The organism is Streptomyces sp. NPDC046821 (assembly GCF_040645335.1).
GTDB lineage: Bacteria > Actinomycetota > Actinomycetes > Streptomycetales > Streptomycetaceae > Streptomyces.
The window spans coordinates 39792-56418 of record NZ_JBEYYB010000009.1; the positions used below are offsets into that span (position 1 = coordinate 39792).

Sequence of the window (16627 nt, forward strand, 5' to 3'; positions counted from 1 at the left end):
GGCCCTTCCGCCCCTGCGAGTGTGGATCTTGTTCAAGAACCGCCACAGACAGGGAGTTATCACTCATGAGCGCGCAGAACGTCACCGTCATCGGTCTGGGGCAGATGGGCGCGGCGCTCGCCGGTGCCCTCCTCGACGCCGGGCACAGCACGACCGTCTGGAACCGCAGTCCCGAGAAGGCCGGGCCCCTCGTCGCCCGCGGCGCGGTCCGCGCGGAGACGGTCGCCGAGGCCGTCGCCGCGAGCGACCTGGTCCTGGTCTGCGTCCTCGACTACCCGGCCGTACGCGAACTCCTCGCCCCTGTAGGGGAGTCGTTCCACGGCAAGGCCCTGGTCAACCTCACCTCCGGCTCGCCCGAGCAGGCGCGGGAGGAGGCGAAGTGGGCGGCCGGGCAGGGGATCGCGTACCTCGACGGCGGCATCATGACGACACCGCCCGGCGTCGGCGACAGCGACCACATGTTCCTCTACAGCGGCGCCCCCGAGGTCCTGGCCGCGCACCGCGACACCCTGGCGGCCCTCGGCGCCCCGGTCGCCCTCGGGACGGACCCGGGGCTCGCCTCGCTGTACGACTCCGGACTGCTCGGCCTCATGTGGTCCGTCTTCGGCGGCTGGCTGCACGCCACCGCGCTGGCCGGCGCGGACGGGGTCACGGCGAGGGACTTCACGGCAATCGCCTGCCGCTGGCTGAAGACGGTGTCCTGGTTCATGACCGGGTACGCCGAACAGATCGACGCGGGCGAGTACCCCGGCCACGACGCCACCATCGACGTGCAGGTCGCCGCGATCGGCCACCTGCTGCACGCCGGGGCCGACCGGGGCATCGACCCCCGACTGCCCGAACTGCACCTGGAGTTGATGCGTCAGATGGTGACCGCCGGGCACGGAAGCGACAGCTACGCCCGCGTGATCGACGCCTTTCGTACGAGCTAGGTCGCCACCGCCGCTGCGTCAATGGCAAGGCGGGGAGTCGGGGCAGGCCTTTGAGGCATTTGCTGCGTACCGCGATTTCGGCGCGGAGCTCAGTGTCACGAAAGTGGCATGGGAGACACCGGTTGGGCGACCCAGGCGATCGAGTGCCCTGTACAGGTCCAGAGGGTCGGGGCTGATGTATCGGGCGGACGTGGTGCCGTGGATCTGCGAGCGTGAGCGGAGGGGGCCTCGGCCCTGATCGGTGATGGTCGAGACGGCGGCGACGAGGGGCCGGGGCGCGGTGCGGGGAGTGTGTCGGGAGTGCCCCGCCCGTAGATCATCGGGGGGCGGGTCTAGCGTGGTGGGCTGTGACAGTTTTCCCCCTTGCCGCGGCCGTGGGCGCGGCGCACGTGCCCACCGTCCTCGCGGCCGGGTTGCCCGAGCCGACCGCCGGGAACCTGCTCGAGAGTTGGCAGACCGACCCGTACGCGCTGGCGTTGATCCTCGTCTTCGGCGGCCTCTACGCCTGGGGCGTGGTGCGGCTGGCGCGGCGCGGGGAGCGCTGGCCGGTGGCCCGAACGGTGGCGTTCGCCGGGGTCGGGCTGGGCGCGATCGCGGTGGCGACGATGTCTGGGCTGGCGGTCTACGACCATGAGCTGTTCTGGCCGGCCGCCGTGCAGAACATCGTGCTGGACCTGATCGCGCCGCTGGGCCTGGCGCTGGGGGACCCGCTGTCGCTGGCGCTGCGGGCGCTGCCGCCGGAACGGCGCGCGTCCCGTCTGGTGCGTGCCATGCTCTCCGGCCGGCTCCTCCGCTTCCTGACGTTTCCGCTGGTCAGCACGGTTCTGGTGCTCTCCTCGGAGCTGGCGATCTACTTCACTCCGTACTTCCCGACGGCGCTGCGGCACGGCTCGGTGCATGAGCTGATGTATCTGCAGTTGCTGGTCGTCGGGAGCCTCTTCGTGCTGCCGATGCTGACCCGGGAGGAGCTGCTGCCGTCGTGGTGCAGCCACCCGGTGCGGGCGCTGCTGGTGTTTGTGGACGGTCTGGTGGACGCGGTGCCCGGGATCGTGGTGATGACCAGCGGGACGCTGATCGCCGGCGGCTGGTACGCCTCGCAGCACCGGCCGTGGGACCCGAGCCCGCAGCAGGACCAGATGCTGGGCGGCGGGCTGATGCTGACCATCGCGGAGCTGGTGGGGCTGCCGTTCCTGATCGCGGTGTTCGTGGAGTGGGTGCGCGACGAGCGGCAGAAGACGGTGGTGCTGGACGCGCAGCTCGACCGAGAGATGGCGGTGGCCGCCCCGGCGGCGACTGAGGGCGCGGCCGCGCCCACCGCCGTGCAGGACGAGACGAAAAGCTCCCCTGAACCGGACGCCTCCGGGCCTGAGCTGATGCGCCCCTGGTGGGAGACGGATCAGGGCGAGGTGGGCGAGCGGTTCCGGCGGGGGCGTTAGGTGGTGTCTTCAAATGATCTCGGCTGGTGGATCATGGTCCGGTAATACGCCGCCATGAACTGTCCGACGCTGAGTGGGGTTCGTTCGGCCGCTGCTGCCTGTCTGGCTGCGGGGACGGAACGTCCGATCACCGGGCGCCCGGGGGCGCGGTGTCGACGGCGCCGGGGCCGAGGGCGTTCATCCGGATGCCGGAACCCGGTCAGAGCGGGGACTGCCACGTCAGGGTCGTGCCGGTGGCGCCGTTCTCCGTCTCCCCGTCGTCGTGGACCGTGAGGCGGAGGCCCGGTCTGCCGTTCGGCAGGGTGGTGCGGGCGTCCACCGTGACGTCGATGCGGGAGCAGTGCGGGCGGCGTGAGGCGGTGGCCAGGGCGCGGCGGAGGGCCGCGATGAGCTGGGTGTCCACCGGGTCCGTCACGCGGGCGTCCACGGCCCCCGCGAACCGTACCGACGGCTGGAAGCCGAGCACCGCCGAGGCGCCCGCCGTCTCGCGCAGGACCTTGCCGCGGAACGTCGTGGGGGCCTCGGCCGGCGGCTGCTGGAGCGCGAAGATCGCCGTGCGGACCTCCTGGATCGTCGACTCCAGCTCGTCGACGGCCCGGCCGATGGTGTCGCGTACGTCGTTGCGGCGCGCCCGGCGCTGGGTGGACTCGAGCATCATGCCCGTCGCGAAAAGGCGCTGTACGACCAGGTCGTGCAGGTCGCGGGCGATGCGGTCGCGGTCCTCGCACACCGCCAGCCGCTCCCGGCTCTGCTGGGCGTCGGCAAGGACCAGGGCGAGCGCGGCCTGCGACGCGAACTGCATGGCGAGCAGCCGGTCGACCGACGTGTACGGGCGTCCGCCGCGCTCACGGGGGAGCGCGAGCGTGCCGATCAGGCGGCCGCCGGACTGGAGCGGCAGCATCATGCTCGGGCCGAAGCGGGAGCGCACCCGGGTGGTCATGCGGGGGTCCGTGGCCGAGTCCGCGATGAACACCGGTTCGCCACCGAGGAGTTGTTCCAGGACCGCGCTGCCCGGCTCGATCGTCGCGCCGAGCAGGTCCTCGGGGTCGACCGACGCGGACGCGGCGACGATCTCCATGCCGCCGGCCGGGGTGGGCTGGAGGATCACGCCGGCGGAGGCGTCGGCGAGGAGACGGGCCCGTTCGGCGACCGTCATCAGGGCGTCGGACGCGGGCTCGCCCGTGAGCAGGGCCCGGGTCACGGCGGAGGCGCCCTCGATCCAGCGCTCCCGCTGCCGGGCCGCCTCGCACAGCCGGGCGTTGGCGATGGCGATGCCCGCCTGGGTGGCGAGGGCGCGCAGGAGGTCGTGGTCGTCGGCGCCGAAGCGGGCGCCGGGGCGGTGGTGGGAGAGGCTGAGGCGGCCGGACACGTCGCCGTGCACGCCCACGGGGACGGTGAGGGTGGGGTGCTGTGCGGCGGGGAAGGGGGCGGCGGCCATGTGGGGTTCGCCGGGCTCGCCGCGCGTCTGATCTGCGTAACCCGTCCGGTCCTCCTGGCCCTCCTGGCCCTCCTCGGGTGCGGCCGGCAGGGGGCAGCCGGGCGCCCGGAGGGCAGGCGTGCCCGAGGTGACGCGGAGGACCACCGCGCCGTGGCCCGGGTCGACGACGGCGAGGACTCCGTGGTCTGCGCCCGTCAGCTCGGCCGCGCTGTCCACCACGTGCTGGAGGGTGTCGCGCAGCCCGCGGGCGGACCCGGCGGCGGGGGCCGTGTCCCGTGGGACGGGGACGGGCGGCGCCTCGGAGTCGTCGGCTTCTACGGTCGTCACTCGGCCGGCTTCCCGGTCCCGTACCTCTTCGGGATCTGCCGCCCCCTTCAGCCGGCCAGCGGGTTGAGGGTGAGGGGCTGGATCTTGCCCTCCAGCATCGCCCCGAGGCCGAGGACCGCGCACACGTCCGGGCGTTCGGCGATGTGCACCGGCACCCCCGTGGCCTCGCGGAGCATCTGGTCGAAGCCGGGCAGCAGCGCGCTGCCGCCGACCATCATGATCCCGCGGTCGGCGAGGTCGGCCACCAGATCGGGCGGGCAGTCCCGCAGCACCTTGCCGATGCCGTCGAGGACAGCGGTCAGCGGGGTGTGGATGGCGTTCCGCACGGCCGCCGTGTCGACGTGCACCGAGCGCGCCAGGCCGGTCGCCACGTCCCGGCCGTGGATCTCCGTCGACTCCGGGCCGTGCGGGGTGAGGCCGTTGCCGCTGAGGGCGAGTTGCAAGGGGCGTACGGACTGGCTGGGGAGCATCAGTTCGTGGTGCTGGCGCAGGTGCTGGACCACCGCGTGGTCGATGGCGTCGCCGCCGACCGGGATGCGCTCGGCCGTCACGATCGAGCCCAGCGACAGTACGGCGATCTGCGTCGTCGCCGCACCGCACACGATGATCATCGTGGCTTCGGGGCGCTCGACGGGCAGGCCGCAGCCGACGGCGGCCGCGATCAGGGTGTCGACGAGTTCGACGCGGCGGGCACCAAGGCCGACCAGGGTCTCCACCGCCGCGCGCTGCGCCAGCGGGTCCGCGTCGTGCGGGGTGCAGGCGGCGGCGCGCAGCCGGGGCTTGCGGCGCAGAGTTCTGCGCAGCTTCTCGCCGATGAGGTGACGCAACATGCGCTGCGCCATGTCGATGTCGACGACGGTGCCGCCGGAGACGGGGCGCACGACGCGGATGTAGTCCGGGGTGCGGCCGGTCATCTTCTCGGCGAGCTCACCGACGGCGATCAGGGCGCCGGTGCGGGTGTTGACGGCGGCGGCGCTCGGCTCGTCGACGACGAGGCCCGCGCCCTTCACGAACACCCGGGTCCTCGCGGCCCCCAGGTCGACGGCGAGATGGCAGCGGCGCAACTGCTCCAGACTGACGGTCATGGCAGATCCTCCCGAGAGCGCAGACCGTGACGGGACGCCGGGTGGCGGCCCTCTTGGAATCGTGCGGCGGCGGCGGGCGGCGCGCGCGCTGGAATGCGCCGGGCGGGGTTCCGCCGTACGGGTGGTCTTGCGGGCCGTTGTTAGCATCCCCTGTGACCAGCAACCCCGCATCTCCAGGCAAGACGGACGTCCCCGATACCCCCGGCATATCCGACGCCGGCCCGGCGGAGGGGCAACGAGCGGGCGGGCGGCGCCGGATTCTCGCCGATCTGACCCCGCTGCGTATCTCCGTCGACTACCGGCGTCTGTGGGTCGGCAACACGGTGTCCTGGACGGGCCAGGCGATGACCGCGCTGGCGGTGTCGTTGCAGGTCTACGACATCACGCACTCCAGCTTCTCGGTGGGCCTCGTCGGCCTGTTCTCCCTGGTCCCGCTGGTCGTCTTCGGGCTCTACGGGGGTGCGATCGCGGACACGGTGGACCGCCGAAAGCTCGGGCTGTACAGCGCCTGCGGCTCGTGCGCGCTGTCGGTCGCGCTGGCGGTGGCGGCGCTCGCCGGGTACCACCGGGTGTGGCTGCTCTACGGCGTCGTGGCGCTCCAGGCGGTGTGCGGGGCGCTGAACTCCCCGGCGCGTACGTCGATGATCCCGCGCCTGCTCCCGCCGGAACACCTGCCGGCGGCGAACGCGCTGAACTCCATGACCACCACCTCCGGCACCCTCGTCGGCCCCATGCTGGGCGGCCTCGTCGTCGGCGTGTGGGGCTACCAGACGGCGTACCTGATCGACGCGGTCGCCTTCTCGGCGGCGCTGTACGCGATGTGGCGGCTGCCGGCGATGCTCCCGGACACGCCCGACGGGCAGCGGCGGAAGCGCGCCTCGGTCGTGGACGGCCTGCGGTTCCTGGCCGGGCGGCCCAACCTCCGGATGACCTTCTTCACCGACATGTGCGCGATGGTCCTCGCGCACCCGCGCGCGCTGTTCCCGGCTGTCGCGTTGCTCTGGTACGGCGGTGACGCGCGCACCACCGGCCTCCTCGTCGCGGCGCCGGCGGTGGGCGCGCTGCTCGGCGGGGTGTTCTCGGGGTGGCTGGGCCACGTGCACCGGCACGGCCTGGCGATCGTGCTCGCGGTGTGCTCGTGGGGTCTCGCGATCGCCGTGTTCGGCCTGACCCGGAACCTCTGGCTCGGCCTGGTCTTCCTCGCGCTCGCCGGTTGCGCGGACACGGTCTCGATGGTGTTCCGCGGCACGATGCTTCAGGTGGCGGCGCCGGACGAGATGCGGGGCCGCCTCCAGGGCGTGTTCATCGTCGTCGTCGCGGGCGGCCCCCGCCTCGGCGACTTCATCGCGGGCACGGTCGCCGACCTGTCGTCTCCGACGGTGGCGATCACTGGTGGGGGCGTGGCGTGTGTGGCGGGGGTGCTGCTGCTGGCGGCGCGGTCGCGGAGGTTCTTGAGGTACGACGGGCGGGCGCCGGAGGCGTGAGGAGGGGCGGCGGCGCGGCCGTGCCCGGGTGACCCCGGCTCGTATCCCCTGAGTCCTGAGTCCGTAACGAAGTCCCTTGGTTTGTACGGCACTTGGCAAAGAGTGGGTAAGTTGACGCAGGTCGGAGGCGCGCTCGACCGGCGCGCCCGGAACGGGTGACGTGTGTTACGGGGGATACATGGCCTGGGACGAGTGGCAGCAGAGCAAGGACGCCGTGTCGGAACGGCGGACGGTACGGACACAGCTGAACCAGGCGGAACCCGCGGGCGGCGGTGATCTCGTCGTACGGCAGGACGACCTGGGCGCGGTGGGGCACGAGGCGTTCATCCTTCACGGTGAACTGCGGAAGCGGGCCGACATCGCGGGGGCCGGTGCGGACAAGGACGGGGCCGGGTCCACGATGCGGGCCGCCGCCGCGCTGAAGAGTCACCATTTCGCGCTCGGCTCCGAGCTGGCGACGACGGTGGAGATGTGGACCTCGCAGGTGAAGTCCGTTCTCCAGGCGTGCGGGCACATCTCGAACCACCTGGACTACAGCAAGAAGATGCACGCCCACGACGACGCCCGGATCGCCGCCGATGTCCGTGGCCGGACGGGACCGCTGCCCGTGTCGGCGCTCGACGGCTACTTCAGGTAGGGGGCGGTCTCCATGGCACACCTCTCCTACTCGGACCTCATCTCCATGGACCTGGGAAAGCTGGGCACCGCGGCGTCCGACTGGAAGACGATGGCGGGCGAGCTCGCGAAACTCGCGACCGATGTCCGCGACGGCCTGGTCAAGAAGTCCGACGGGGCGCACTGGCAGGGCGCCAACGCCACCGTGACCAAGGACTTCGTCCGCAAGACGGCCAAGGAGTTCACTGACCTGCACGCCGAGGCCCTGAGCATCGCCAGTGTCCTGACCGACGCGCACAGCGAGTTGACGCACTATCAGCACCGGGCCAAGAACCTCACGGAGTCGGCCGGTAAGGGCGACCCGTCCCGCCAGCCGCCGGACCCCGCGTTCATCGTGACCGACGGGCCGAACGGCACCGTGAAGGTCATGGAGGCGATGTGCACGCCCGAGGGGCCCAACCAGCGCACACGGGACCGCCTCCAGTGGTACGCCGACACACTCACCGGCATCGTCACGCACGCCGCCGAGGTCGACGCCGCCGCGCAGCGCGCCCTGCGCAAGAGCCACGGGAACGATCTACACAACGCGGGGCACGCCAAGTACACGTCGCTAGACGAGGAGCAGCTGCCGCGTGCGATGAAACTCGCCGGGCTCGGCGAGGACGCGAATCCGAAGCAGCGGGCCGAACTGCGACGGCTGTGGGAGTCGCTCAGCCCCGGGGCGCGAGGGCAGCTCTGGCTGGCGCACAAGGACGATCTGATGGCGGCGGGGATCATGAGCACGACGGCGCAGCGGGTCGCCATGGACGCGGGGGCCGGAAAGTACGACTCGGAGTCGGCGGGCTTCGACGAATGGGCCACGAAGCGGAAGATGGAACTGCTCGTGCAGGGGGCGGACATGCAAGGCATGACCGACGCGGCCCGGCACATGTCGCACTACCTGGGCAACACCGGCAATGAGATGAAGCTGCCGGTCGACAAGATGATGGAGGACGTGCCCGAGTTCAACCACTACATCGAGGACATCGTGCGGCACCATCAGGGCGACTGGCGTACAGAGGCCCTCGAAGAGTTCAAGCGGAACGGTGGGAAGCCGGTCGCTCTGCCCGTCCAGGTCAAGGCCGAAAGGGGCTTCTACTTCAGCGAAGACCTGGATCCGAACTGGTACTTCGCCGTGGGCGGCACCAACTCGAACGTGACCGGTGTCGTGACTGCCGTGCCCGATGCGAACGGCAACCCGAAGATTTCCGTCGACTACCAGGCCAACGTCTGGGACCGCTACAACTGGGACGAGGGCAAGGGTGTGGACGTAGGACCGCTGAAGATCCCCGACGGCGACATGGCCAAGCTGCACCGGGCCGGTGAAGCCCAGGAGTTCGACATGCGGGGCAGCAGCACGGTCAAGCACTACGACCTGGGCACGTCGGCGCCCAACAGCGACCCGCTGCCCGGACCCGAGCACGATCGAGCGGACGACCGGCTGGACCCTGGTCGAGAACAGCAGGACCGCACGGGGCTCTCGGACGGATGGGCGGGCGACCGATGACCGGACGGCGTCGGACGTTGATCGCGGCCATCGTGGCCTTCGTCGTGCTGCTCGTCGTCGGGGTGACGGGCTTCTTCTGGCTGCTGGACCGCGCGGCGGACGATGTGATGAAGAGTGAGGATGCTCAGTCCAGGTGGGCCGAGGGGATCACTCCGGACTGGATGGCGGACCAGATGGGGCTCGGCGTGCCCGAGGACGCCACCGACCGGCAGGCCGCGTACCGCGTCAAGTCGCGGTGGGACATCGGGCTGCTCACCTTCACGCTGCCGAGGCAAGAGGCGGACGCCTATCTGGATCCGCTGCGACCCAAGGGCACGGAGATGATCCGTAACTTCCATCCGGCCAAGGACGATTCGCGTCAGGAGGCGAGCTTCGAGCACCTCGGACTGCCCGAGCCGGACACCCTGGTGAAGAACATGCTCATCGGCGGCCTCTGCCCCGGTGACACCAAGGACCCCAACGGCGCGCACCTCAAGCGCTGCGTCGACCTCTACGCCCACCAGTACACCCCCGACCGCACCCGCATCTACGTCCGGTCGCATTTCGAGCCCGGGATCAGCCCGTTGCCGGCCGCGCCGGCCGGCTGAGGTTTCCGGATTTCTGGCGGGAAGGCGCCAGGGCGCCTTCCCGCCAAGTCGCCCCAATTTCCCTGTAACTGTGGGCACTTCACACTCTTCGCAGCGCTCGGGTCACACCCCCGACCGGGCCTGAGAAGAGAGGCGACGATGACCAGAGGACCAGCGAGACGGGGCGCCGCCCTGTTGTCGGCCGGGCTCGCGCTCGCACTGCTTCCGGGTGCGCAGGCGATCGCCGGCAGCAGCGACGGCGCCACCCCTCCCGCCACCGCCACCACACCCGCCGCCCGTGCCGCCCACACCGTCACCCTGGTGACCGGCGACAAGGTGACCGTCACCGATGTCGGAGGCGGCAAGAAGACCGTCACCGTCGACCGGGCCAAGGGCGCCACCGGCGCCGTCAGGACCCAGGTCTCCGACGGCAAGATCACCGTCATACCCGACGAAGCCGCGCCCTACCTGGCCGCCGGAACCCTCGACGCGCGCCTCTTCGACGTGAGCGAGCTGATACGTCAGGGGCTGAGCGACACCAAGGCCGACGCCACGCCGCTCATCGTGTCGTACGGAGGCAGGGCCGCACGCACTCCGAAGGGCGCCGAACACACCCACACCCTGAAGAGCATCGACGGCGCCGCTGTCGACGCGCACAAGGGCCGTGCCTTCTGGAAGGGCGCAACTGCCGCCAAGGGCAAGGGATTTGCCGACGGTATCAGCAAGATCTGGCTCGACGGGCGCGTCAAGGCCGACATGGCGCAGAGCAACGAGCAGATCGGCACCCCGAAGGCCTGGGAGGCCGGGCTCACCGGCAAGGGCGTCAAGGTCGCGATCCTCGACACCGGTTACGACGGCACGCACCCCGACCTCGCGTCCCGGGTCACCGAGTCCAAGTCGTTCATCGCCGGCCAGGAGGTCGCGGACCGCAACGGACACGGCACCCACGTCACCTCCACCGTCGGCGGCAGCGGTGCCGCGTCCGACGGCAAGGAGAAGGGCGTCGCGCCCGGCGCCACCCTCGCCGTCGGCAAGGTCCTCAGCGACCAGGGCTTCGGCAGCGAGTCCGAGATCATCGCCGGTATGGAGTGGGCCGCCAAGGACATACACGCCAAGGTCGTCTCCATGAGCCTCGGCTCGACGGAGCCCAGCGACGGCACCGACCCGATGGCCGCCGCCGTGAACTCGCTGTCCAAGGACACCGGCGCCCTCTTCGTCATCGCCGCGGGCAACTCCGGCTACGCCGGCTCCGTCGGCTCGCCCGGCGCCGCCGACTCCGCCCTCACCATCGGCGCCGTCGACTCCAACGACCAGGCCGCGTACTTCACCAGCAAGGGCCCGCGCTACGGCGACAACGCGCTCAAGCCCGACCTGTCCGCCCCGGGCGTGGGCATCCTCGCCGCCCGCTCCTCGCTCATCCCCGGCAGCGGCTCGTACACCAGCCTGAGCGGTACGTCGATGGCGACGCCGCACGTCGCGGGTGTCGCCGCGCTGCTCGCCGAGAAGCACCCCGACTGGACCGGCGCGCAGCTCAAGGACGCGCTGATGTCGACGTCCAAGCAACTCACCGACTCCGTCTACGACTTGGGTGCGGGACGCGTCAGCGTGCCCGACGCCGTCACCGCCGAGGTGACCGCGACCGGCAGCGCCGACCTCGGCTTCTTCAAGTGGCCGTACGAGAGCAACAAGCCGGTCGCGAAGACCATCACGTACTCCAACTCCGGTGACAGCGCGGTGGAGTTGAGCCTGGCTGCTCAAGGCGCTCCCGACGGCGTCGTCTCGCTCGGCGACAGCAAGCTCACCGTGCCCGCGCACGGCACCGCCTCCACGACCGTCACCGGTGACGGCACCAAGGCCGCCGTCGGGAACACCAGCGGGCAGGTCGTGGCGTCCGTCGCCGGGCAGCCCGTCGCGCACACGGCGTTCGGCATGGTCAAGGAGGAGGAGCGGTACACGCTCACCATCCACGTGAAGGACCGCGACGGCGCACCGACCGCCGCGCACCTCGGCGTGCAGCAACTCACCGCGCGGACCGACCCGTTCCCCGCCACCGTCGGTGAGTCCGGCACCCTCAAGCTGCGCCTCGAGCCCGGCTCCTACTACGTCGAGTCCTACCTCGACGTGCGCGGCAGCCTCGGCAAGGACTCGCTCGGCATCGGCTACCTGGCCGACCCCGGCATCAAGCTCGACCGCGACCGTGAGATCACTCTCGACGGGCGCAAGCTGCGCGAGGTCAAGGCCGACGTCGGCCGGACCACCCAGACCCGGCGGCTCATCATGGAGGCCGACCGCAAGAGCGGCGGCGCGAACTACATGAGCGCCGTCATGGTGCCGCTCATGTACGACAGCATCTTCGCGGCGCCCACGGCGCAGGTCGGCGACGGCAGCTTCGAGTACCGCACCGTGTGGCGGCTCGGCAAGCCGCGGCTCCAGGTCGACGGCGTGCGCGAGGCGTTTCCGCAGGTCGGTACCACGCTGGTCGAGGGCCGCAGCAAGCTCGACCTCGTCGACCTGGGCATCGGCGCCCCCGCCGACTACGTGGGCAAGGACGTGCGCGGCAAGGCCGTCCTGGTGCGCATGAGTGCCGCGCTGACCCCGGCGCAGATGGCCCAGGCCGCCCAGGACGCGGGCGTCAAGGCGCTGTTCGTGACCGATGACGAGCCCGGCCGGCTCAGCGAATGGTTCGGCTTCGACGACAGCATGGACGACCGTCCGTTGCAGGTCGCCTCGGTCGACGCCGCCGACGGTGCCAAACTCGCCGCCGACGCCAAGGCGGGCCGCGGCATCGTCATGACCGGCACGAAGAACACCCCCTGGGTGTACGACCTCACGGACCAGCACAAGGGGGCCGTGCCGCAGGGCAGCCTCACCTACCGGCCCAAGGAGAGTGAACTCGCCACCCTGAACGCCAAGTTCCACTCGGTGGAGCCGCAGCCCGGCGGCGAGTTCCGCTTCTCGCTCACCGACGACTTCCCCGTCGGTCTCGGCTACCTGGAGGCGATCGACTTCCCGGCCGAGCGCACCGACTACGTCTCCACCGGCCCCGGCCAGAAGTGGCACGAGTCCGTGACGACCGGCCAGCTCGAACTGGAGGAGCGCAGCGGCCTGGTCACCTACAAGGGCGGCACGCGTCAGCAGCTGAACTGGTTCAAGCCGGTCTGGCACCCGTGGCTGGGCACCGGTCTCGGCTGGGGCCAGCAGCGCGCCGGCAACCAGCTCCGCTTCAACGTGCCCGGCTGGGGCGACTCGGGCCCCGACCACACCGGCTTCGGCGACGTGTGGAACGACCCGTCCATGAACCAGAACTCCGCCGTGTACGTCGACGGGGTGCAGAAGGACAAGCGGAAGAGCTCGGGCGTGTACGTGTGGGACGCCGACCCGGCCGAACACACCTACAAGGTCGTCACCGACACCACGCTCGACCCGGAGCGCTGGAAGCTGTCGACGAAGGGCCACGCCGAGTGGACGTTCAAGTCCTCCGAGACCCCCAATGACCGGTACACGTTCCTGCCGCTGCTGAACCTCGGCTTCGACGTCGACACCGACCTCGCGGGCAACATCCCCGCCGGGCAGTCGATCCCCGTCGGTATTTACTCCGAGTACGTCAAGGGCGCCCCGGACACCGGGAAGATCGGCGGCGGCAAGCTGGAGGTGTCGTACGACGACGGGCAGACCTGGACGAAGGTCGCGCTCGACGGGACCGGCGCGTCCTGGAAGGGGACGCTCGATGTGCCGGGTGACGCGAAGTTCGTGTCGCTGCGGGCCTCCGCGAGCGATGACCGGGGCGGCTCGGTCACGCAGGAGATCATCCGTGCGGTGGGCGTGAAGTAGGCCCGTAGCAGGGATAGTTGATGCAGAAAGCGGCGGCGCCGCCTCCCCGTGGGACCGGGGGAGACGGCGCCGCTGCTGTGACTCCGCGTGGCTTCGCGGGGTTGGCGTCAGATGAGCCAGCCGAGGAAGTGGGCGATGCCGGCGAGGATGTCGGTGATGATGTTCATGGTGCTGCGTTCTCCTTGCGATGTTGCTGAGTGGGACCAACTCACCGGCCACGTATGGGACATGGACCGGGATTCGCAACTACGGTCTGCAGCCCGTCGCTTGCGCACCGTAAGCATCGTTGGTCACCACGGCCTCATGCAATTCCTGGCGGAACGATCACCTGTTCCAGGGAACAACTGCTCGCCTGTTCGTTTTTGCGTTGTCCCACTGGGGTCCCCACCGGGGTCCCCGCCGACCCTCGCCGGATACCTCAGGGCGCCGTCCCCGCGATGCCCCGCACAGCGCCCAGGTCCTCCAAGTCCTGGGGCCTGACGTGCAGTTGGTCGGCCGTCGCGTCCGTTTCCGCCGGGTCGCGCTTGAGGATCGCGGTGGCGAGTTCGGGCGCGATCACGGAGAAGTAGCTGTCCGGCGTCGCCCATGTGCGGTCCGGCGCGGCGAGCGCGAGCGCACCGCCCGAGCCGCCCTCGCCGACGACCAGCGTCGTCACCGGGACCGGCGACGCGGCGAGCGCCGTGAACAGGTCCGCGATCGCGGCACCCTGCCCCGCTCGCTCCGCCTCCGCGTCATTGGCCGCACCCGGCGTGTCCACCAGCGTCAGCACCGGTACGCCGAGCCGCCCGGCCAGCCGCACCAGGCGCGTCGCCGTCCGGTAACCCGCCGGCCGGGTCGCCGTGCCCGTCTGTGCGGCGTACGCGATCGTCCGCCCGTCCCGCGCGCTCTCCCCGAAGCCGCACAGCATCCCGTCGTCGGTACCGCCGCAACGGTCGCCGCTGACGGCCGCCCGGGACGTGAAGTACGCGTCCAAGTAGGCCTCGGCACGCGGCCGTTCGGCTGCACGGGCACGCCGCACGGCTTCCCGTCCCGTCGCGGGCAGGTCACCGCGGCCGAGCGCGTACGGGACCGGGGCGGGATCGGCGGACGGGCGGGTGAGCAGCCGCAGCCACTGGGCGAGGGTGCCCGCCAGGTCGTCCGGGCGCACCACGGCGTCGACCGCACCGGCCGCGAACTGGCCGCGCGCCGTGTACGCCTCCGGGTCCGCGTCCGCGGGCCTGACCCGCGAGCCCGCGAAGCCCACCTGCGCCCCTTCGAGCGCGACGATCACGTCGGCGCCCGCGCCGAGCGTGGCCCAGCCGCCGCCCGTCGTCGGATCCCGCAGGGCCGCGACCTGGGCGAGCCCGGCCTCCCGTGTGAGCACCGACTGCCGTGCCACACGCTGGAGTTGGGTCAGCGCCCGCATCCCCTCCTGCATCCGGCTGCCACCCGTCGCGACCAAGGGCACGACCGGCAGTCGGTGCTCACGGGCGTAGGTGTACGCGGCCTCTATGCGGTCCCCGGTGCGCTCGCCGAGCGAGCCGCCGAGGAAGCCGAACTCGAAGGACACGAGGACGGCCCGGGTCCCGCCGACGGACGCCGTCCCGCACACCACGGACTCGTCCTCGCCGGTGCGTGCGGTGGCCCGCGCCCGCGCGTCGTCGTAGCCCTCCCAGGCGAGCGGCCCGTCGGGGCCGTACTTGCCCTCGGGGGCGGGCAGTTCGCCGAAGGTGCCGGGGTCCGCGACGAGGGCGACGACCTCGCGGGCGGAGAGCCGCGCGGTGTCAGTCACGGGGCAGCGCCCGCTTCATGATCTTGCCCATGTCGTTGCGCGGCAGCGCCTCCAGGTAGCGCACCACGCGCGGACGCTTGTGCGGCGCGAGGCGGTCGGCGACGTGCGAGGCCAGCACGTCGGCGGCCGGGGGCTGCTCCGGGTCGGCGGGCACGATCCAGGCCACGATGCGCTCGCCCAGGTCGTCGTCGGGCTCGCCGGTGACGGCGGCCTCGCGCACGCCCGGGTGCTCCAGGAGCGCGTTCTCGATCTCGCCCGCGCCGATCTTGTAGCCGCCGCTCTTGATCAGGTCGGTCGCCTTGCGGCCCACGATGCGGACGTAGCCGTCCAGGTCGCGGACAGCCATGTCGCCGGTACGGAACCAGCCGCCCTCGGCGAACGCGCCGGCCGTCGCGTCGGGCCGGTTCAGGTACTCCGTGAACAGGTTCGGGCCCCTGACCTGGATCTCGCCGACGGCCTCCGGGTCGCCGGCCGGGATCTCCGTGACGCCGTCGTCCTCCACCAGGCGCACTGAGACGCCGGGCAGCGGCACGCCGACGGTGCCGGCGCGGGCCTCGCCGTCCGCCCGCACGCTGGTGTTCATCAGGGTCTCCGTCATGCCGTACCGCTCGATGACGCGGCGGCCCGTCGCGGCGGCGATCCGCTCGTGGTCGTGCACCGGCAACGCGGCGGACCCGGACACCAGGAGCCGCGCGCCGGACAGCGCCTTCACCAACTCCGGCTCGGTCGGCAGCGACTCCGCGATGCGGTGGTACATCGTCGGCACACCGAACAGCATGGTCGCCCCGCCGGCCAGCTCGCGCGCCACGCCCTCCGTGCTGAAACGGCCCAGGTGGCGCACCGCGCCGCCGCGCCGCAGCGGGCCGAGAATGCCCAGGATCAGTCCGTGCACGTGGAACAGCGGCAGGCCGTGCACCAGGACGTCGTCGCCGGTCCACTCCCAGGCGTCCTGGAGCGCGTCCAGGGTCGAGGTGACCGCGCGGCGCGGCAGGACCGCGCCCTTCGGCGGGCCCGTCGTGCCGGAGGTGTAGATGACGAACGCGGGCGCGCCGAGGTCCGGCTCCGGCCGCTCGACCGCCGGGCCCGACCCGTTCACGTCGATGCCGATGAAGGTCAGGTCGCCGAGCGCCTCGGGGAGTTCGGTGCCGGGGGCGGCGAGGACGACGCTCGGCGCGCTGTCCCGGACGATGTGCGCCAGCTCGCTGCCGCCCGACTTCGGGTTGATCGGCACGGCCGGAACGCCCGCGAGCAGCGCCGCGACGACGCCGACGGCGGTCTCCAGGGAGGGCGTCGCCCACACGGCGGCCCGGGTCGCGCCGTCGAGACGGGCGGCCAGCGCGCCGGCCGCCGACGCCAGCTCCCCGTAGGTGAGGGAGCGGTCGCCGAAGCGCAGGGCCGGGCGGTCGGGATCTTGGGCCAGGGCGGGGAAGAGGGAAGACACGGGTGGCGCTCCTAGCGGCGGTCGACGGGGGCAGCAGTGGCCAAGTGGCTGAACCAATGTGCGCGCGCTCCGGGCCGCGCGTCAAGGATGCGGAGGAAGATTGGTTCAGCCACTGGGCCAGTCACCAGCCCCGCTGTTACGCTGCGCATCCAGCT

Annotated in this window: 11 protein-coding genes; 7 read left to right on the forward strand and 4 right to left on the reverse strand. The window is 71.6% G+C overall.

Going from position 1 to position 16627, the window contains the following annotated elements:
• The first annotated feature begins 65 nt into the window (after positions 1–65).
• A complete protein-coding gene (locus tag ABZ893_RS19100) occupies positions 66–932 on the forward strand; it encodes an NAD(P)-binding domain-containing protein (protein ID WP_361404710.1) in 867 nt (288 codons plus the stop codon).
• Positions 933–1321: 389 nt separating this feature from the next.
• Entirely contained in the window at positions 1322–2368 is a 1047-nt protein-coding gene (locus tag ABZ893_RS19105; RefSeq protein ID WP_361405744.1) for a cytochrome c oxidase assembly protein, read from the forward strand.
• Positions 2369–2567: 199 nt separating this feature from the next.
• Here ABZ893_RS19105 and ABZ893_RS19110 read toward each other — a convergent pair whose 3' ends face one another.
• A complete protein-coding gene (locus tag ABZ893_RS19110) occupies positions 2568–4046 on the reverse strand; it encodes a GAF domain-containing protein (protein ID WP_361405747.1) in 1479 nt (492 codons plus the stop codon).
• 134 nt (positions 4047–4180) lie between these two features.
• A complete protein-coding gene (locus ABZ893_RS19115) occupies positions 4181–5218 on the reverse strand; it encodes a rod shape-determining protein (protein ID WP_361404713.1) in 1038 nt (345 codons plus the stop codon).
• Between the two features lie 206 nt (positions 5219–5424).
• On the opposite strand from ABZ893_RS19115, the gene ABZ893_RS19120 reads away from it, so the two are divergent.
• The 5 genes from ABZ893_RS19120 to ABZ893_RS19140 all read left to right on the forward strand — a co-directional run bounded on the left by ABZ893_RS19120 (position 5425) and on the right by ABZ893_RS19140 (position 13260).
• Positions 5425–6702 carry an MFS transporter gene (locus ABZ893_RS19120; protein ID WP_361405750.1) on the forward strand — a complete coding sequence of 426 codons (1278 nt, stop codon included), beginning with the start codon at positions 5425–5427 and terminating at the stop codon, positions 6700–6702.
• A 178-nt stretch (positions 6703–6880) separates the two neighbouring features.
• Positions 6881–7339: a hypothetical protein gene (locus ABZ893_RS19125; protein ID WP_361404716.1), complete on the forward strand. Its 459-nt coding sequence runs from the start codon at positions 6881–6883 to the stop codon at positions 7337–7339.
• 12 nt (positions 7340–7351) lie between these two features.
• Positions 7352–8863: a hypothetical protein gene (locus tag ABZ893_RS19130; protein WP_361404718.1), complete on the forward strand. Its 1512-nt coding sequence runs from the start codon at positions 7352–7354 to the stop codon at positions 8861–8863.
• Positions 8860–9450, forward strand: coding sequence for a hypothetical protein (locus ABZ893_RS19135; protein ID WP_361404721.1), 591 nt, complete (start codon positions 8860–8862; stop codon positions 9448–9450). Before ABZ893_RS19130 ends, ABZ893_RS19135 begins: the two co-directional genes overlap by 4 nt.
• Before the next feature lie 138 nt (positions 9451–9588).
• Positions 9589–13260, forward strand: coding sequence for a S8 family serine peptidase (locus ABZ893_RS19140; RefSeq protein WP_361404724.1), 3672 nt, complete (start codon positions 9589–9591; stop codon positions 13258–13260).
• Positions 13261–13678: 418 nt separating this feature from the next.
• On the opposite strand, the gene ABZ893_RS19145 is transcribed toward ABZ893_RS19140, so the two are convergent.
• Together ABZ893_RS19145 and ABZ893_RS19150 are read right to left on the reverse strand one after the other, a co-directional pair.
• Positions 13679–15031 (reverse strand): carboxyl transferase domain-containing protein, encoded by a 1353-nt coding sequence (locus tag ABZ893_RS19145; RefSeq protein WP_361404726.1) that lies wholly within the window; start codon positions 15029–15031, stop codon positions 13679–13681.
• Positions 15024–16472: an acyl-CoA synthetase gene (locus ABZ893_RS19150; protein WP_361404729.1), complete on the reverse strand. Its 1449-nt coding sequence runs from the start codon at positions 16470–16472 to the stop codon at positions 15024–15026. Before ABZ893_RS19150 ends, ABZ893_RS19145 begins: the two co-directional genes overlap by 8 nt.
• Positions 16473–16627 lie beyond the last annotated feature (155 nt).